Source organism: Lentzea sp. CC55 (assembly GCF_021056325.1).
GTDB classification, from domain to species: domain Bacteria; phylum Actinomycetota; class Actinomycetes; order Mycobacteriales; family Pseudonocardiaceae; genus Lentzea; species Lentzea jiangxiensis.
Genome location: NZ_JAJCXE010000054.1, coordinates 212,101 through 230,464 on the forward strand (window position 1 = coordinate 212,101; position 18,364 = coordinate 230,464).

Below are 18,364 nucleotides of genomic sequence, written 5' to 3' on the forward strand. Positions count from 1 at the left end.
CCTCACCGCCGCCTCCGACGCCCTGCTCGCCGCCGCACCGCCCGAGCAGGCGGGCGCGGCAGCAGCGGTCGAGGAGACCGCCTACGAACTCGGCGCCGGCCTCGGCGTCACGGTCCTGGGCAGCATCGCCGCACTGATCTACTCGACCGGCCTTCCCGGTGAGGCGGCACAGGCACGAGACGGCCTCACCGAGGCGACCGCCGCTGCCGCTGAACTGACCCCCGAAGCAGGCTCCCACCTGCTCGAACTGGCCCGTGCCGCGTTCGTGACAGGTCTGCGAGCCGCGATGGTGGTCGGCGCTGTCCTGTTCGTCCTCGCCACGATCGCCGCGGCACGCGCACTGCCCAAGACGAAGGATCCACTCGACGATGACCGAGCTTGACCGCAAGACCAGCACGACAGAGCCGGCCCGGCCGGGTGTCCGCGGCGGCTGGCGCACCCCCGACCGCCTCTACCGGCTGATCAGCAGCCGGGCGCTGCGCATGGTCCTCGGATGGGACCTGCCTCGCCGCGACCTCCGCGTGATCAACCGCGACCCCGGCACGGTCTGCCTGGAGGTCGGCAGCGGGGGAGGCTTCTACACCAAGGCGTTGAAGACCCACCTGGGCAGTGAGAACACGCTGATCGCCCTCGACCCGTCAGAGTCGGCGATGCGATCACTGCAGCACCGGCTCGACGACGTTCCCGGTGCGCAGATGTCGTTCACCGCAGGCGACGGCTGCAAGCTCCCGTTCGCCGATCACCACGCCGACACCCTGTTCTACGGCTACAGCCTCGAGGAGATGCCCGACCCTCTGGCGGCCATCCGCGAGGCGCACCGGGTGCTCCGGCCAGGCGGAGAGCTCGTCCTGTTCCTCTGGCGCCCGGTGTTCACCCGGCATCGCCGCCGCCCGGTCATCGCTCTGCTCGACGAACTCTTCGAACGCCGTCGCACCTCGGCCGGACCGCAGAACATCCGCCTCGTCTACAAGAAGCCGTGACACGCGAGCCGGCGACGAGAACGCTGCTCGTTCACGTCGCCGGCGGTGCCCCGGTCCAGGTCAGTCGACGGCGATGGGCAGGTGTGACATGCCCCGCAGCGTGATGTTCGGCCGGTAGGTCGGCTCACCGAGGAGTCGTGCCGCGGGGAAACGTGCGGTGAGTGCCCGGAGTGCGGTGGTCGCCTCCAGGCGAGCCAGGGGAGCGCCGAGGCAGAAGTGGGTTCCGTGGCCGAACGCGAGGTGCCGTGTCGGGCCCCGGTCGGGGTCGAAGACGTCGGCGCGTTCGTACTCGGCGGGATCGCGCTGGGCCGCGGCCAGGAGGAGAACGGCTGTCTCGCCCCGGGGGACGACGGTGTCGCCGATGGTCATCTCGCGTTCGGCGACGCGGCTGAGCATCTGGACGGGCGGATCCCACCGCAGTGTCTCCTCGACGACCGCGCCGGCCCGGCCGGGGTCCCGGGCGAGCGCGGACCACTGGCCGGGAGTGGTCAGCATCGCCAGCGCGGCGTTCGCGATGAGGTTGACCGTGGTCTCGTGACCGGCGATGAAGAGCAGCTCGCAGGTCGCCACGATCTCGTCCTCGGTCAGGTGGTCGCCGGACTCCTCGGCGGCCACCAGTGCCGACATCAAGTCGTCCCGAGGTGCTGTGCGTCGCTGGTCGATGAGCTCACGCAGGTAGTCGTGCATCCACCGGACCGCGTCGAGCCGTTGCCGCTGTCCCTCGTCAGCGGGTTCCGGGGTCGGGACGAAGTCGTCGAGGCCCTGTGCGATCAGCTGGGAGGCGCTGCCGAACCGCGGTTCGTCTTCGACGGGAACTCCGAGCATGCGGCAGATCACGGTGACCGGGAGCGGGTAGGCGAGGTCGGTCACGAGGTCGCCGCTCTCCGCGACCCTGTCCAGCTGGTGGTCGACGATGGTCGCGATCTCGTCCTGCAGGTCGCGCACCCGCTTGGGGGAGAACGCTTTCTGCACGAGTTTGCGCAGCCTGGTGTGATCGGGTGGATCGAGCTGCAGGAAGCTGTCGGTGTCGAAGACGGCGGGATCGGCTCCGTCCGCGATCGCGCGTTGCACCAGAGTCGACTTGCGCCGGTCGACGGCGCTGCCGGGGTTGCGGAGGATCTGCTCGCAGTCGGCGTACCGGCCGAACATCACCATGTTCAGTTCCGGCACCACCAAGGGCCCTGATTCTCGGGCGGCCCGGTAGGCGGGGTAGGGATCAGATCGCTGTGCGGGATCGAACAGCGCCTCGAGCAGGGCGTGTGAGTCGTGCTCGGTTCGGGTCATGTGGTCCGTCCTTGATCACGTTGACATCACCGGCGTGGAGGGGTGTGGCCCGGCTGCGGCTGTGTTCGCAGTGGTTAAGCTGCGAACACAGCCGCAGCGGAGGGAGCTGGTGTGGGTCGGAAGGCCGGGCGTTCGCCCGAGGAGACGCGACGTCTCATCCTCGACGCGGCCTTCCGAGTCGTGCTGCGCAAAGGCATCCAGGGGTCGCTGGACGACGTGGCGGCGGAGGCCGGGCTGTCCAGAGGGGCGGTCGTCTACCACTTCTCGTCCAAAAAGGTCCTCTGGGTGGAGGTGGCACGTGAAGCACTCACCGCTTTCCGGGAGCAGGTGGTCACGGCGGCGGAGCAGGGCGAGGCACCGGGCCGCCTGGCGCGAGCGCTCATCGCCGCCTGCCTGGACGACGAAGCGTTGGCGATGACCGGTGAACGCCTGCAGCTGCTGTCGGCGCTGGCCCCGGTGGACGGGGTGGGCGAGCTCGCCAGCGCCGACGCGGCCGCGTGGCGCAGGGACCTGGCCGCGGACGGGTTGCGCCGTGGTGCCATCGACGTCGTCCTGACCTCTTTGGACGGTGCCGGCATCACCGCGGTGTGGGGCGGTGACGAGGTGCTCGACCAGCTCGACCTGCCCGCCCTGCGTGAGGAGCTGGAAAAGCTCACGCTGCGCTGAAGCGCTTGTCGCCAGATCGGACAGGGACTCCGCTCAGTGCCCGGCGTCCCGTGGCCGACAGCGCGGCGGGCAGCAGGCGACCGAGTTCACGTGCTCCGTCTACCAGCATCGACAACCGCCTGCGCCCGCCGGTTTCGGCGACGTACTCCACCAGCCGAGCGGTCAGCTGCTGCTGCGCCGCGGCGAAGGGGTGGACGGTGTCCTTGAACATCGCCAAGGCGGCAGCCAGGTTCGTCTCGGCCTCGAGGCAGTGGGCCAGTGAGTGGGCGGCCAGGAGAGCGGCATGCGCCCCTGCTCCGGACAGGGGATCGACGCAGTGCGCGGAGTCGCCGACCAGAACGGTCCGGCTGGTCGACCAGCCGGGCAGGCGGACCTGCGCGAACCTCGTCAGCGCGGGCCGCGCCTGGAACGCGGCGTCGGCGATGCGCGCCATGTCCGGGCCCAGTGATCGGATGGAGGTGCCGACCCGCTCGGCGAGGACCTCCGGCGCCGGAGCCGGTCCGGGCAGCGGCATCGCGGCGCACACCACCGTGGTGCCGGTGTCGTGGTAGGGGAAGAGCGTCGTCAGCATCGAGCCCGCGCCGGCGATCACCGCACGGCGACCGTTCGGCAGCTGCTCGTCCAGTTCGATCCAGACGTGGCTGATCCCGTTGCGGTAGACGAAGTTCTCGTCGGGGCCGTGGATGAGACGGCGCACCGTGGAGTGGATGCCGTCAGCGCCCACCACCAGGTCGAACGGCTCCCGGGAGTCGTCGGAGAACTGGGCGACGACTCCGTCGAGGCGTGTCTCGAGCGACACCAGCGCCGACCCGAACCGCCGTCGGACGACCGTGGGCAGATGGTCGTGCAGCACGCCGAGGAGGTTCTGCCGTCGCGTGAGCCAGGTTTCGACCGGGCCGGCTGCGATCTGGCTCGTGCGGTCCTTGCTCCACCGGATCTCGACATCCGGGCTCGGCCCGCTGACCGCGCGAACCGCGCCGGCGAGGCCCATCCGCCTGAGGAGTTCGACGGCGGTTTCGTCCAGGTGCAGGAGGTAACCGCCCTCGTTCGGCTGCTCCTTCGCGTCGGCCAGGACGACGTCCCACCCGGTGTTGGCAAGCCACCACGCGGTGGCACTGCCCGCGACACCGGCTCCGACGACCAGCGCCCTCTTCATGCGCCCACTTCCCCTCTGAGCAACCCGAGAAACTGTACTGGTTCGATAGTTTACCGGATCTTTAATCACGTCCGCGCTGTCCGTCTCCTCCTGCGGTTCGCTCGACGGGCGGTGGCAGACTCGCGGCCATGACGCCGCCTACGCAGACGCGCGACAAGGAACGCACCCGCCTGCGCATCCTGGAGACAGCCGAACGCCTGCTCGCAGAGGTGGGAGGTGGGGTCAGCCTCGGTGAGATCGCACAGGCCGCCGGGGTGTCGAAGAGCGGTCTGGCGCACCACTTCCCGTCGCGAGAGCAACTGCTCGCCGCCGTCGCCGGGCACGGCGCCGAAGCGCTGCGCCGTGAGGTCATGGCCCACGTCGACCTGTCCGAGAACCGCGCGGGCAAGCTCGCCCGCGCCTATGTCCGTGCGCTGACGAGTGGCGGCGTGGACGCGCGGCGACTGTTCGGCCCGTCGTTCCTCTGGGCGGCCGTCGGGAGGTTCCCCGCCGTCGACGAGGTGTGCGAACGCGACGCGAACGAGTGGAGCAGGGCGTTCGCGGGCGACGGGCTCGACCCGACGCACATCCTGCTGATCAGGCTGGCCGCGGAAGGGGTCGCCGGATCGCTGGGCAGCCCGTACCTCTCGGAGGAGCAGCGGCTCGCGGTCCGCGACCGCCTGCTCGCGATGTGCGAACCCGACTGGCCGGGCGCATCATCGCCCTGATCGGTGACCGGTATCACCCACTGTCGAACGATCGTACTGGCTAACCGACCGATTGGACTGTTAGCTTCGTCCGGTGAGCACATCGACCCCTTCGCCCCCCAAGGCGGATCAGCGCGCCTGGTGGGCGCTCGGCATCCTCGTCCTGGCCGTCGTGTTGCTGACGGTGGACGGCACCGTCCTGTACCTGGCGATCCCCTCGCTGAGCGCTGAGCTCGATCCCAGCACCACCGAACTGCTGTGGATCGGCGACATCTACAGCTTCGCGCTGGGCGGATTGCTGATCACGATGGGCAACCTCGCCGACCGGGTGGGCCGCAAGCGGCTGCTCCTGATCGGCAGCGCCCTGTTCGGTGTGGCTTCACTGGTCGCGGCGATGGCTCCCAGCGCGGAACTGCTGATCGCGGCACGAGCACTGCTCGGCGTCGCCGGAGCGACGATCATGCCCTCGACGCTGTCGATCGTCCGCAACCTGTTCCTCGACCCCAAGCAGCGCACGAGGGCGATCGCCATCTGGTCGGCCGGCGCCACCGCGGGTGCCGCGGTCGGCCCTCTGGTCGGTGGGGTGCTTCTGGAGCACTTCTACTGGGGCTCGGTCTTCCTGATCAACGTGCCGATCATGGTCGTCATCGTCATCGGCGGCGCGCTGCTGCTGCCGGAGTCGCGCGCAGACACCCGCAAGCCGATCGACCTGGGCTCGGCGGCGCTCTCGGTGGTCATGATCATCGGCCTGGTCTACGCGATCAAGCACGTCTTCTCCGACGGGTTCGACTGGAAGGTCGCGCTCTCGGCTGCGATCGGCCTCGTCGCGGGATGGTTCTTCCTGCGCCGGCAAGGGCACCTCGAACAGCCGTTGGTCGACGTGTCGCTGTTCCGCATCCCCGCGTTCTCCGGCGCGGTGCTGTCCAACGCGCTGAGCAGCTTCGCGTTCACCGGACTGCTGTTCTTCTTCTCGCAGTACCTGCAACTGGTTCGCGACCTCAGCCCGCTCGAGGCCGGCATCGCCGAGCTGCCCGGCACCGCGGGCTCGATGGTGGTGATCGGCATCATCGGGTTCGTCGCCGCGAAGCTGGGCGTGGGCCGCTCGATCGGGCTCGGCCACTTCCTCGTCGGCCTCGCACTGCTCGGCATCGGCCTCACCGTGCACCTCGAGACGTACTGGGGTCTCGGAATCTCGCTCGCGGTCCTCGGCTTCGGCGTCGGCACAGTGATGACCCTGTCCACCGACGCCATGGTCTCGGCGGTGCCCAAGGAGCGCTCGGGCGCGGCCTCGTCCATCGCCGAGACCGGCTACGAGCTGGGCATCGCCATGGGCATCGCCGTGCTCGGATCCCTGCACGCCAGGATGTACCGGAACCACCTCGACATCCCGGCCGGCACCGATCCGGCCAAGGCACACGCCCTCAACGACTCCCTCGCCGCAGGAACTGCCGTGCTCACAGACCCCGCGGACGCGTCACTGCTGCGCACCGCTGAGCAAGCTTTCACCGACGCGATGACGACCTCGTCGATCATCGCGGCCTGCATCGTGTTCGCCGTCGCCGTCATGGCGTGGCGCGTCATTCCTGCCACCGCGGTCGGCAAGGGCGAACACTGAGGTCGCGTCGCAGCTCCGTAGTGTCCGGGTGACGGCCGGTGCCCGGCGCTGGCAACGGGCCCGGGCGAAATCTGTGCGGAGCAAGCTCTGCGCGATGCCGCTCACCAAAGTGGACACCAGTGCGCGTCTGCAGCGGACTGTGACTGCGCGCGCCGACGTCAGGTCGACAGGAGTCTGCCGTCCAGGTCGGCGGCCACGACCGGGATGTACTCGCCGAACGTCGGAAACGGCGGTTTGACCGAGTCGGGCAGGTCCTCGGCGATCACGCCCATGCGGTGAAGGACCAGACGTGCGGCGTCGAGCTCGGGTTGGCCCGGTGGTCATGCGCCGTTACCACCTTGCAGGAGGGGGAGCACCAGGTCGTCCAGGGCGACGGGCGGGAACTTTCGTGACGGTGCGGCGGTCGAGGTGAGCCGCCAGGAGGACCCGCTCCCCGGGACTGATGTCCGCCACGCGGCTGGCGTCGGCGGGCAGTCGGAGGTAGCCCTCCCTGGTGGGCTTGAAGACGCCGTGCGGATCAGCGTCACGACGAGCAGGCCGGCGTGCTTCGGGCGTTCAGGCGGGTATCCGCATCCCATTCCAGTGCCGCTTTGCTGTGGCGATCGGCGGCCATCCGGTACAGCAAGTTCGTCGGCCGGGCGGCCATGATGCCGGGACTGCGATGAGTGGGAGAGGCTGGCCCGCAGTGCGGGCGGAGACGCCTGCAGCTTGTCCTGGTGTGGTGTCCGGGACGATCGGCCGGATGCAGCAGAAGGTCATCGAACGCCACCTGTTTGTGGCGTGGAAACACGAAGCGGGTGCTCAAGCGGGCTTGAGCGCCTGCTACGTAGACATCGCAGATTTGCGACATTTTAGTTCGAGGGGACTTGAGTTCGCACATCGCTCGTCGCCGAAGCGCCCTGCGGGCACGGTCTCGCTCGCTCGAACCAGGCCGGGTTGAACACCTCGCCACAGATCGGCCGGCCCGTCTGGGCGGAGTCATCCATGAGGGCCGTTATCCCGCTTAACTGGGCGGATGCTGTGTTCGGCACGCGCAACGCTCACCACGTAGGTGGTCTCGTTTCGGCCACACCCACTTGGCGGCCGAGGCGCAGCTGGTCTCCGCGAGTCCGCTCTTCGTGGAGGCGTTCGCCAGCGCGCGACCCAATTGGTACGCCGACCGGGTAACACCGCCTGCCGGGGACACGACATGCCGTGGGGAACGTCGTGGTGCGGTCGACAGGAGTTTTGCGCGTGCGCTTGGAGTCGTTGACGTCCGGTATCCGGTTGAACGGGGTGGAACCGGGAGAGACGGTCACCGTCCTTTTCGCTCAGCCACACGGTGCCGACGCTGTCGAGCTGGCCTACAAGCGCGTTAACGGCTCCTTGGGGCAGCGCCTCGTCTTCCGCGACGACGAGGGCTCGCTAGCCGTCGCTGATACAGGAGCGCGTGCGTTCAACGCCCCTGCGGAGGACTTCAAGCTGGCGGCCGAGGCCAACCGGATCCAATTGGCCGGCCTCTTCGACCCCATGCTCGCGGTGGCGACCAGCAACGTCCGCCCGTTGCCGCACCAGATCTCCGCCGTGTACCGAGAGCTGCTGCCGCGCACGCCGCTGCGATTCCTCCTGGCGGACGATCCCGGCGCGGGTAAGACGATCATGGCTGGTCTTTACGTCAAGGAGCTCGTGCTCCGAGACGACGTGCAGCGGTGTCTGATCGTGGCTCCCGGTGGGCTGGTCGAGCAGTGGCAGGACGAGCTCTTCTTCAAGTTCGGCCTCAACTTCGACCTGCTCACCAACCAGCTGATCGACGCGAACGTCAACGTCAACGTCTTCGAGACGAAGAACCTCGTGATCGCGCGGATGGACCAGCTCGCCCGCAACGAGGAGCTCCAGCGCAGGCTCCTGGAGAGCCGGTGGGACCTCGTCGTCGTCGACGAGGCGCACCGCATGGGCGCGAACTGGTTCGGCGGCGAGCTGCGCAAGACGAAGCGGTTCCTGCTGGGGGAGAAGCTCGGCGAGATCGCCCGGCACCTGCTGCTGATGACCGCCACCCCGCACTCGGGCAAGGAGGAGGACTTCCAGGCCTTCCTCACCCTGCTCGACCGGGACCGGTTCGCAGGCAGGAGGAAGACCTCGGTCGACACCGCGGGGCTCATGCGCCGCATGGTCAAGGAGGACCTGCTCACCTTCGAGGGGAAGCGGCTGTTCCCCGAACGCGTCGCCGAGACGGTCCCGTACGAGCTGACCTCGCTGGAGCAGGAGCTGTACGAGGACGTCACCGAGTACGTGCGCACCGGGATGAACCGGGCCGAGCGTCTCGACGGGAAGCGCCGGAACACCGTCGGGTTCGCGATGACCGTTCTCCAGCGTCGGCTGGCTTCAAGCCCCGAAGCGATCTACAAGTCCCTGGTCCGCCGCGCCGAGCGGCTCGAGCGCAAGAAGCGCGAGATCGAGGAGGGCGCGTTCGCCGAGTCGTTGCCGAACGTGGATCTCGCGGATCTCGACAACGACGAGCTGAGCGCCGAGGAGCGGGAGTCCCTCGAAGAGGAGGTCATGGACGCCGCGACGGCTGCCCAGACCGTCGCCGAGCTCGTCGCCGAGCTCAAGGAGCTCGACGTGCTCATCGCCGCCGCGTCCCAGGTCCGCGCGTCCGGCACGGACCGCAAGTGGTCGGAGCTGTCCCGCATCCTCCACGACCACACGCTCACGACCGACGCCAAGGGCTTGCCGCGCAAGCTGATCGTCTTCACCGAGCACAGGGACACGCTGGAGTACCTGCGAGGACGTGTCACCGCGCTGTTGGGGCGACCCGAAGCGGTCGTGGCCATCCACGGCGGTGTGCGGCGGCTAGACAGGCGCAGGATCACCGAGGAGTTCACCAAGAACCCGAGGTGCCAGGTGCTGCTGGCGACGGACGCCGCGGGTGAGGGCCTGAACCTCCAGGCGGCGCACCTGATGGTCAACTACGACCTGCCGTGGAATCCGAACCGCATCGAGCAGAGGTTCGGACGTGTGCACCGCATCGGCCAGACCGAGGTGTGCCGGCTGTGGAACCTGGTGGCCGCCAACACCCGGGAGGGCGAGGTCTTCACCACCCTGCTCTGGAAGCTGGAGCAGATGAGCGAGGCGTACGGCGGAAAGGTCTTCGACGTCCTCGGCGAGGCGTTCGCGGAGACACCCCTGCGCGAACTGTTGCTGCGTGCCATCCAGTACGGCGAGCAGCCGGCGGTGCGGTCTCGCATGCACGAGGTCATCGACGAGGCGGCAGGGAAGAGGGTGCGGCACCTGCTCAGCGAGCGGGCGCTGGCCGCGACCAGCTTCTCGGGGGACGACCTCCAGACGATGCGGGCGGCCATGGACGAAGCCAGGGCGAAGCGCCTGCAGCCGCACTACATCGAGGTGGCGTTCAAGGTCGCGTTCGCCCGGCTGGGCGGAAAGATCGTCCGGCGGGAGAAGGGGCGCTTCGAGATCACCCACGTCCCGGCGGCGGTCAGAGCCCAAGCGCACGCCCCGGTCGCATCGCAGTACGAGCGGGTGTGCTTCGCGCTCGACCACATCGGAGACGAGGAAGCCGTCCGGGCCGATCTGCTCGCGCCGGGCCACCCGCTGCACGACGCGGTGATGGACCTGGCGATCAAACAGTTCTCCGGTTCCCTCAACGCCGGCACGGTGCTGGTGTCGGCGACGCTGGAGAAACCCCATCTCCTGGTCGGCGTCGAGGAAACCTTGAACGACGGCACGGGTGCATCCGTGGCACGCCGTTTTGGCTACGTGTTCGTGGACGAGCACGGCACCGTGACCTCCGCGGGCCCGGCGCCGTACCTGGACTGCGTGGCCGCTCCTCGCGGCCGGAAGGTGGACCAGGCCAAGGCTGCCGCGTGGCTCGCCGACGCCGAGACCAAGGCGCTGAGCTGGATCAGCGCTCACCGGCTCCGCGAGTACCTCGACGAGGTCCGCCCGGCCCGTGCCGCCGAGCTGGAGCGTGCGCGGGGCCAGGTGCGGGAGCGCCTGGTCGCCGAGCGGGAGCGCCTGCTCCAGGACGCCTCCGCCGCCCAGGAGAAGCAGCGGCGCGGGGAGAAGGTCAAGGAGACGGCCGCCAGCCTCACCGCAAAGGCAGCCGAGCTGGACGCCAGGCTCGCCAAGCGCATGGATTTGCTGGACCGGCAGAGCCACATGACGACGCGGCCACCGCGGTTCGTCACCACCGCACTGGTCCTCCCACTCTCCATGGTTGCCGACGAGATCGACCAGAACGCACCCCTGCACGCCAAAGAGACCAAGGAGGTCGAGCGGCGTGGGATCGACCTCGTTCTGGCGACTGAGCGGAAGCTCGGACGCGCACCCGAGGAGCAGGCCTTCACCAACCCCGGCTTCGACGTGCTCTCCGTCGCCCCGGACGGCACCACAGTCCGGATCGAGGTGAAGGCACGCAAGGCAGGTGCCGAGGACTTCTTCGTGACCCACAACGAGGTCATGACGGGAAAGAACGCCGCACCCCACTACCGCCTCGCCCTTGTCTCGGTCGATCCGCGCGGTCCGGAGCACGACCAGGTGCGCTACCTCGCCGATCCCTTCAGGACCACCGACTTGGGCAGCTTCTCGGCGACGGGCGTCCGCGGCGACTGGGCCCAGTCGTGGGCGAAAGGGGCAGCGCCCTTCTGACCAGGACACGTCCGTCAAGAGACAGCAGTCGTTGACCACCGCAGCGCCCGCCGGTCAACGCAGGCAGGCAGGGTGACGAGAGAGAACGATGGACAAGGTCGAACGCGAGCGCGCCAAGGAGATCGCGGCCAGCCTCAAGCAATGGTCTCACCGAGCGGCGAGTGTGCTTGCGACCAGGAAGGCTGTCACGGATGAGGCCGCGGCCGCCGCCAGGGAGTTCGAGCGCCGAATTTACCGGTGCGGGGTCGGCCAGACCGTCCTGTGGAAGACCTTCAACCTGCGCTCCGACGACCGCGCCCGCGTCACTGCGCTGCGGCGGGCACACGAGATGCCGAAGCTCTCCGAGGTGACGCACAAGGCGCTGAACGGTCTGACGGACGATCGGATCCGCTTGGCGCTGACCGACAGCAGATCGGCTTTCGGTGCCCGGCGCCTGTTCGCCTCCAAAGACCGCAAGGACAAGGCCGCAGGCGGTGTGCGGTACCTCGTCGAGCTCGACGGCCGGCTGACCGGCTCGGGTGCTCTGAACGCACTGGCACAACTGGAGCGCTGGGACCCGGCGCTGACACCTGACGTCGCCGAGAACATGCTGCTGGCACCCGAAGTCGGCTTCGCTCAGCGACTTCCGGCCGGTTCGCAGGTGATCGACATGCGGTTCCTGGCACCGGCACGGGCAGCCTTGGTGGCGATCGACCGGTCGTTGCGCCAGGTGAACCAGGTGCAGGCCGCCGTCGCCACCGCCGCCGAAGCGCTGCGCCAGGCCGAGACCATGGCGATGGTCGCCGAGATGCCGATCGAGCGACTGCGGGACGCCACGAGTGGACAGCTCCGGCTCGGCGCGCTCCGCGAAGCGGGGATCAACACCGTCGGCCAGGCATTGCAACACGAAGCCGTGATTTCGGTGCTCCCCGGCGTGGGAGAGGTGACCGGCAAACGGATGATCGGGGCCGCGCGCACCATCTGGCAGACCACCCTGGACGAGATGCCGGTTCGCATCGACATCGCCAAGCGGACACCCGCGGCCACCGAGCTGCTCCGCGCCCTGCGCGCCTGGGACGCGGTCCGCTCCATCGGCACGGCTTCCGCCGAGCTGGCGGCCGTGGAGGAGCTGCGCGCCATCGTGAGCACCGTCGTCAACGGCGCCACCCACCTCGTGGTGATCCCCGCCGAACGGCAGGTCGCGGATCTTCGGACGGTCCGCGACAGGGTCACGAACTGGGCGGGTGTGCTCGGGCACCACGGCGGCGGGACGTCCGGCGGCCCGGCCGATCCGTGGGAGGACTTCTTCGCGCGTCCTGCCGACTACTACGCGATGCTCTCCGAGCTGGGTCTCTCGAGCGATGACGAGGAAGGTACTGGCGACCTCCCGGACGAGATCCTCGACGCGGTCCGCGATCTCAAGCTGGAGACGGCCCACCTCCGCGCTTCGCTGCGCGGCTACCAGTCGTTCGGCGCGCGGTTCGCGATCGTGCAGCGCAAGGTCATCGTCGGCGACGAGATGGGGCTCGGGAAGACTGTCGAGGCGCTGGCCGTGCTCACGCACCTGCGCGCCAAAGGCTCCCACCACTTCCTGGTCGTCTGCCCCGCGGCCGTGGTGACGAACTGGATCCGCGAAGTCCGCTCGAAGTCGGACCTGTGGGCGTTCCGGCTGCACGGCCAAGGCCGCGACGACTCGCTCAAGCAGTGGATCCGGGACGGCGGCGTGGCCGTCACGACCTACGACAGCCTGGCGTGGCTGGAGGGACGGATTCCCGCGAAGGCCGCCCCATCCTGCCTGGTGTTCGACGAGGCGCACTACATCAAGAATCCCTCGGCGAAGCGGACGGAGAGGTCGCGGGCACTCATCGACAGGACTCCGCGCGCGATCCTGCTGACCGGCACGCCGTTGGAGAACCGGATCGAGGAGTTCCGCAACCTCGTCGACTACCTGCGCCCCGACCTCACGGTCGACGCGGGGGAGCACGCCCCGCGCCAGTTCCGCAAGCAGGTTGCCCCCGTCTACCTGCGGCGCAACCAGGAGGACGTGCTCACCGAGCTGCCGGAGCTGGTCGAGGTCGAGGAGTGGCTGCCGCTCTCCGACGAGGACCAGCGGGCTTACCGCGCGTCCGTGGCCCAGTCGAACTTCATGGCGATGCGCCAGGCCGCGATGCGGGCGGGCCGCCGGTCCGAGAAGATCCGCAGGCTGCTCGACATCGTGGAGGAGGCCGAGGAGAACCACCGCAAGGTGCTCGTCTTCTCCCACTTCCGGGAGGCCTTGGACGACGTCGCCCGAATCCTGCCCGGCAAGGTGTTCGGGCCGCTCACCGGATCGGTGCCCGCGGCCAAGCGTCAGGAGATGGTCGACGAGTTCTCCCAGGCACCCCGCGGCGCGGTCCTGGTCGCTCAGATCGTGGCGGGCGGTGTCGGTCTCAACATCCAGTTCGCCTCCGTGGTCGTCATCTGCGAGCCCCAGCTCAAGCCCACCACGGAGTGGCAGGCGATCGCGCGGGCGCGCCGGATGGGCCAACTCGAGACCGTCCAGGTCCACCGGCTGCTGTCCGAGGAGGGGGTCGACCGCCGGATCACCGACATCCTGGGACGCAAGCGCGAGCTCTTCGACGACTTCGCACGTGTCTCGGCGACCGCCGACAGCGCCCCCGAGGCGTTCGACATCTCCGACGCCGAGATCGCCCGCGAGATCGTGGCCGCTGAGCGGAAACGACTGCTCGGTGGCCCGGCCTCGTAGGTCTCAGCGCCGGCTCGTCGTCGATGAACGCGAAGGTCCCATCGTCTGACGCCTTCGCCGTGTCCAAGCGCTCGCCCCTCGGCTCTGGTTGCCCGAACAGCATCCGGGCGATGAGCAGAAGCGGGGTGGCGGCGAGGAGTCGTTCGCTGTTGCCACCCGCGAGGACGCTGAACTCGATCACGTAGTCGACGCGTGGTGTGAGCAGCACGAGGAGCACGCCGATTCGCACGGCGTCGTCGGCGGGAAGGAACCCGAACATGGCCGCGACGACGACCGGCACGACCACGGAGTTCGTGACCAGGGCGGCGGTCGGGAAGCGGCCCGCGCGAGCTCACGTGCGGGCACCTGCAGGAACGTCACGTGGAGCAACGCGCCGAGGACAGGGTTGATGGCGACTTCAAGGCCTGGTCCGGCTGCCGGGGCGATGAGTCCGACCAGCACGCCGACGAGGATGCCGCCGATGTGGAGCGGAACCTGGTGGTGCTCCGTCTGCGACACCAGCTTCCGCATGTGCTGAGTCGAACCCGTCCTCCTGCTTCTGTGCTCTGTCCGCTTTGGACCTCATTCTCCCTGATGGGCGGCAGGCGGTGTGTCAACGCGGTTCGACGGGTGTCAGCACGAGCAGTTGCCCTGAGAACAGGCGTGGTCGGACTTGCGGCGGTGGTGGGCGAACCACAGCAGGCCCGCGAGCGCGAAGAGGACCGCTGACACCACGAGCAAGCCGGTGGTCGCCGCGGCGACACCGGCACCGGTGAGCAGCCCGAGCGGGATGAGCAACGGCAGTGCACAGCAGCCGATGCAGGCGATCGCGGCGAGGTAGGCGATGACCTTGCTGCGTTTCGGCGGTCCGGACGGTGTGTCCTCGGCGGCGTCGAGGGGGAGGTGGACCGCGTCGACGCCGTGCTTGGCAGAGGTGCTCATGGGAGGCCTTTCGCGATGGCGGTGAGCTCGATGAAGGGGATCGGGCAGTCGCGGCAGGTGCAGTTGGTCAGGCTGTCGCAGCGGGCGTCGATGACCCTCACGAGTTCCTGGCGGATCGTGTTCAGGTCTTCCAGCCGGCGGTCGACCTCCTCGAGCTTGGCTTGCGCGCGGGCCTGGAGGTCGGGGGTGGGGTGGTGCCGCCTGCCCGTGTCGAGGAGCTCGGCGACCTCGTCGAGGGTGAAACCGAGCCGTTGGGCTGCCTTGACGACGCGGAGCAGAGCGACGGAGCTCTCGTCGTAGTCGCGGTGACCGCCCAGAGAACGGTGCGGTTCGGGCAGAAGACCTCGCCGCTCGTAGTAGCGCAGCGTCTGGACGTTCACCCCGGCCGCTGCCGCCAGCTCTCCTGACCTCACCACTGCTCTCCCTCGGTTCGTGCCGCCTCGGCTTGGGCGGCCAAGCCGTCGAGGACGGCTTCCTTGTCGCTGGGCACCCGGACATCGACGATCACTTCATCGCCGTCACGACCTACGGCGAAGTCGAAGAACGAGCAGCAATCGGACTCTCGCCGGGCCAGATCCCGTGCGCCGGCCTCGACGTCGGCGCCACCACCCAGGCGAAGGCGCAACCACCCCGACTCCTCACGACGCACCTCACGAAGCGATGAGGCGAACAGCGCTTCGAACTCGGCGAGGCGCATCGGTTGATCATCGGTCGGCAGAGTGCACGCCCTCGCGTCCACCCATCCGATGGCCGGCTCGCCGGTGGCCGAACTACAGGACGGCCCACAGCCACATCCCTCACCCGGTTCGGTCGCCACGCGAGTTGCGGCAGCCTCGAACACGGCGCGCAGGACCGGCTCCGGCTGCGCGCCGATGGTCGTGGCCACTTGGGCTCCGCTCACGATGGCGAACAACGTCGGCGTGGACGTCACAGCGAACTTGGACACCAGCTGAGCGTTCTCATCAGCGTTGACCTTCACGAGCCGCACGTTCGGTGCGAACTCGGCCTCCAGGTCGTCGAGGACGGATTCGATCCTCCGGCAGTTGCCGCACCACGTCGCGTAGAACTCCACCACGACCGGTACCGGTGACAGCTCGATTTCCTGCTCGAACGTCGCATCGGTGCCTTGCGCCGCCATGTCGTGCACCTCCGAACGCTCATCCAGCACCAACGCCCACAACGCTAAGCCTGTACCCAGGTACCGAAGTCAACGAGACCTGGGTCACAGCGGCCTTCCGGGTGCACACTGGCACCGTGGACACCCAGGCGGTTCACGGCGACTTCGAACGAGCGCGCGAGACGTTTCGCGCGTTGCTCGACGGCGCCACCGAGGAGGAGTTGAGGCGCCGGTCGAACGGGACGCGGTGGACCAACCGGCAACTGCTCTTCCACATGCTGCTCGGCTTTCTGATCATGCGGGCGCTGCTGAGGTTGGCACGGATCGTTGCTCGTTTGCCCGGCTGGGTCGGAAGGGCCTGGGTGAGGCTGCTCGACGCCGGCACCAAGCCGTTCGACGTCGTCAACTTCGCAGGCTCCTGGCTCGGCGGAACCCTCATGCCCCGCAAAGCGATGGTGGCCTTGGCCGATCGCACCATCGCCGCGTTGCACCGGCGCCTCGACTGTGAGGACGAAATCAGCCTTGCCCGAGGCATGCCCTACCCGACTCGCTGGGACCCGTGTTTCCGCGAGTTCATGACACTGGCAGACCTGTACCGCTTCCCGGTGCAGCACTTCGACTTCCACCGCGACCAACTCTCACTCAGCTGAGAAGGCGCCGTACCACGTGTTCCGCGTCCCGGCCGACGCCACGCAAGGTGGCCGACGACAGGCTGCGCTGCCATTCGAGGCCGACGAAACCAAGACCGCGGTGCAGGCGGGAGACACCTCGGTGGTGCTCGGTGCCCAGTTCGTCCAGGTAGGGCAGATCGGGTCGATAGCCGGTGGCCAGGATGACCGTGTCGACGTGTTCGCGCCGCTCATCCGGCCAGATGACCTTCGAGCCCTCGAGGGCGGTGAACATCTGCCTGCGGTCCGGGCGTTGCCGGTCGAGAGCGCTGCGGTAGCGCCCGGTGTCGAGCACCGGGGTGGTGAAGCCGTCGGGGAGCCAGGGGCCGATCGGGAGGTGGTCGAGGCGGGTGCGGTCCAGCCAGAAGTGCAGGTCGCGGCCGAACGGGCGTTGAGCGGAGAACTTCACGGGCTTGCGGGTCGCGAGGGTGACGTGAGCGTGCTCGGCGAGTTCCGCGGCGATCTGGACGGCGGAGTTTCCGGCGCCGACCACGATGACGCGCTGGCCCTCGAACGGTTCGGGGGAGCGGTACTGCGCGGCGTGCAGGACGGTGCCGGGGAACTCTTCGAGACCGGGCAGAGCCGGTCGGTGCGGGTTGCCGAACCCTCCGGTCGCGGCGATGACGATCGGCGCGGTGAAGGTCGTGTTGTCGGTGGTGGTCACGCGGTACCCCTGGTCGTGCACCACCCTTGTGACGCGCTGGCCGGTGCGGAGGTCGGCGTTGAGGTGCTCTGCGTAGGTGCTCAGGTAGGCGACGACCTCGTCGCGGTGCGGGTAGCGCTCGGGATCGCCCGGGAACCGCAGGCCGGGCAGGGAGCTGTACCTCGCCGGCGAGAACAAGGTCAGGCTGTCGTAGTAGTGCGGCCAGGATCCGACAGGGTGGCCGCCTGCTTCGAGCACGAGCGGGCGAAGCCCTCGTGCGGCAAGGGCGTGGGCGGTGGCGAGGCCGGACTGTCCGGCGCCGATGACGATGGCGTCGTGGCTGTTCATGGGCACCTCGAAGTAGCCGTCGCCGAGCACGGCGACGGAGGAGTGGGTTCGGCAGGTACTAGTTGGCGGTTCGGCGTTCGAGGAAGACGGTGTCGCGCCACACGCCGCGGTGTTGTGCGATGCGTTCGCGTACGCCGAGGGTGCGGAATCCTGCGGAGTGGTGCAGGGCGAGGCTGGCGCGGTTCTCGGGGAAGATCGAGGTCTGCAACGTCCAGAGACCGCTTTCGTCGGCGGCGTTGACCTGCTTGTGCACCAACGCTTTGCCGACGCCACGGCCTCGGAAGTCCGCGCCCACGTAGACGGAGGTCTCGGCGACACCGGCGTAGCAGTCCCGCGTGGACACGGCGGTCAGGGCGGCCCAGCCCGCGACCTGGCCGTCGATCTCGGCGATCCAGCGGTGATCTGGCAGCCACTTGGCGTCCAGTGCGCGCCGCAGGGGCACTTCGGTCTCAAAGGTCGCGTCGCCGGTGGCGATGCCTTCACCGTAGATGCGGCGCACGGCGTTCCAGTCGGCGATCTCCAGCGGGCGGATCAGGACGTCGGCTGGGAGGTCCGTCGGGCAGCAGGGGCGAGGAGCGAGTACACCCATGACGACGTCGGCCGCGTGGGGCAGGCCGGTGCAGCAGGACGGGTTCACACTGACGTGCGTCGCGGTGCCTTCCTTGTGCTGCCGCAGGAAGCCGACCTCGACGAGCTTGCGCACGTGGTGTGAACAGGTGGACTGGCTGATGCCGAGCAACTCGGTCAGTTCGCCGACGGTCATCGAGCGTGCCGCGGTGGCGACGGCGTGCAGCAGTCGCACGCGGGTCGGTTCGGCGAGGCAAGCGAACCAGTCGGCGTAGGTCGCGGCGTCGTCACCGGGCAGTACGGCGGGCGCGGCCGCTGTGGTCGTCATGGGTGAAGTATCGACG

The 18,364-nt window shown here is 68.8% G+C and carries 14 protein-coding genes and 1 pseudogene; 8 read left to right on the forward strand and 7 right to left on the reverse strand.

What is annotated here, in order from left to right; translation table 11 throughout:
• Both L6E10_RS33750 and L6E10_RS33755 read left to right on the forward strand, forming a co-directional pair.
• Positions 1 to 382 (forward strand): annotated as a pseudogene (locus tag L6E10_RS33750) (MFS transporter); the annotation flags it as partial.
• Positions 369 to 980 (forward strand): class I SAM-dependent methyltransferase, encoded by a 612-nt coding sequence (locus L6E10_RS33755; RefSeq protein ID WP_236224198.1) that lies wholly within the window; start codon positions 369 to 371, stop codon positions 978 to 980. The pseudogene L6E10_RS33750 and the gene L6E10_RS33755, both read left to right, overlap by 14 nt.
• Before the next feature lie 60 nt (positions 981 to 1,040).
• Here the strand turns inward: L6E10_RS33755 and L6E10_RS33760 are convergent, their stop codons facing one another.
• On the reverse strand, positions 1,041 to 2,264 hold the full coding sequence (locus tag L6E10_RS33760) for a cytochrome P450 (RefSeq protein ID WP_236224199.1): 1,224 nt from the start codon (positions 2,262 to 2,264) through the stop codon (positions 1,041 to 1,043).
• 111 nt (positions 2,265 to 2,375) lie between these two features.
• Between L6E10_RS33760 and L6E10_RS33765 the strand changes: the two genes are divergently transcribed.
• A complete protein-coding gene (locus L6E10_RS33765) occupies positions 2,376 to 2,930 on the forward strand; it encodes a TetR/AcrR family transcriptional regulator (RefSeq protein WP_236224200.1) in 555 nt (184 codons plus the stop codon).
• Here the strand turns inward: L6E10_RS33765 and L6E10_RS33770 are convergent.
• Entirely contained in the window at positions 2,917 to 4,086 is a 1,170-nt protein-coding gene (locus L6E10_RS33770) for an NAD(P)/FAD-dependent oxidoreductase (RefSeq protein WP_236224201.1), read from the reverse strand. The genes L6E10_RS33765 and L6E10_RS33770 overlap by 14 nt on opposite strands.
• A gap of 128 nt (positions 4,087 to 4,214) precedes the next feature.
• Here L6E10_RS33770 and L6E10_RS33775 point away from each other — a divergent pair, with 128 nt between their 5' ends.
• From L6E10_RS33775 to L6E10_RS33790, 4 genes are all read left to right on the forward strand, one after another.
• Positions 4,215 to 4,793, forward strand: a complete 579-nt coding sequence (locus L6E10_RS33775; protein ID WP_236224202.1) for a TetR/AcrR family transcriptional regulator — start codon at positions 4,215 to 4,217, stop codon at positions 4,791 to 4,793.
• Positions 4,794 to 4,866: 73 nt separating this feature from the next.
• The gene (locus L6E10_RS33780) at positions 4,867 to 6,387 is read left to right on the forward strand and encodes an MFS transporter (RefSeq protein ID WP_236224203.1); all 1,521 of its coding nucleotides are present in this window, start codon (positions 4,867 to 4,869) and stop codon (positions 6,385 to 6,387) included.
• Between the two features lie 1,365 nt (positions 6,388 to 7,752).
• Entirely contained in the window at positions 7,753 to 11,031 is a 3,279-nt protein-coding gene (locus tag L6E10_RS33785; RefSeq protein WP_236224204.1) for a helicase-related protein, read from the forward strand.
• Positions 11,032 to 11,119: 88 nt separating this feature from the next.
• On the forward strand, positions 11,120 to 13,756 hold the full coding sequence (locus L6E10_RS33790) for a DEAD/DEAH box helicase (protein ID WP_236224205.1): 2,637 nt from the start codon (positions 11,120 to 11,122) through the stop codon (positions 13,754 to 13,756).
• A 612-nt stretch (positions 13,757 to 14,368) separates the two neighbouring features.
• Here L6E10_RS33790 and L6E10_RS33800 read toward each other — a convergent pair.
• The 3 genes from L6E10_RS33800 to L6E10_RS33810 are packed head-to-tail and all read right to left on the reverse strand — an operon-like array spanning position 14,369 to position 15,815.
• Positions 14,369 to 14,677 carry a hypothetical protein gene (locus L6E10_RS33800; protein ID WP_236224206.1) on the reverse strand — a complete coding sequence of 103 codons (309 nt, stop codon included), beginning with the start codon at positions 14,675 to 14,677 and terminating at the stop codon, positions 14,369 to 14,371.
• Positions 14,674 to 15,090: a MerR family transcriptional regulator gene (locus tag L6E10_RS33805; protein ID WP_236224207.1), complete on the reverse strand. Its 417-nt coding sequence runs from the start codon at positions 15,088 to 15,090 to the stop codon at positions 14,674 to 14,676. Before L6E10_RS33805 ends, L6E10_RS33800 begins: the two co-directional genes overlap by 4 nt.
• Positions 15,087 to 15,815 (reverse strand): co-chaperone YbbN, encoded by a 729-nt coding sequence (locus L6E10_RS33810; RefSeq protein WP_236224422.1) that lies wholly within the window; start codon positions 15,813 to 15,815, stop codon positions 15,087 to 15,089. Before L6E10_RS33810 ends, L6E10_RS33805 begins: the two co-directional genes overlap by 4 nt.
• Before the next feature lie 116 nt (positions 15,816 to 15,931).
• Here L6E10_RS33810 and L6E10_RS33815 point away from each other — a divergent pair, with 116 nt between their 5' ends.
• Positions 15,932 to 16,444: a DinB family protein gene (locus L6E10_RS33815; RefSeq protein WP_236224208.1), complete on the forward strand. Its 513-nt coding sequence runs from the start codon at positions 15,932 to 15,934 to the stop codon at positions 16,442 to 16,444.
• Here the strand turns inward: L6E10_RS33815 and L6E10_RS33820 are convergent.
• Positions 16,437 to 17,453 carry an NAD(P)/FAD-dependent oxidoreductase gene (locus tag L6E10_RS33820; protein ID WP_236224209.1) on the reverse strand — a complete coding sequence of 339 codons (1,017 nt, stop codon included), beginning with the start codon at positions 17,451 to 17,453 and terminating at the stop codon, positions 16,437 to 16,439. The two genes, L6E10_RS33815 and L6E10_RS33820, sit on opposite strands and share 8 nt — an antisense overlap.
• 58 nt (positions 17,454 to 17,511) lie before the next feature.
• On the reverse strand, positions 17,512 to 18,348 hold the full coding sequence (locus L6E10_RS33825) for a metalloregulator ArsR/SmtB family transcription factor (protein ID WP_236224210.1): 837 nt from the start codon (positions 18,346 to 18,348) through the stop codon (positions 17,512 to 17,514).
• Positions 18,349 to 18,364: the final 16 nt, after the last annotated feature.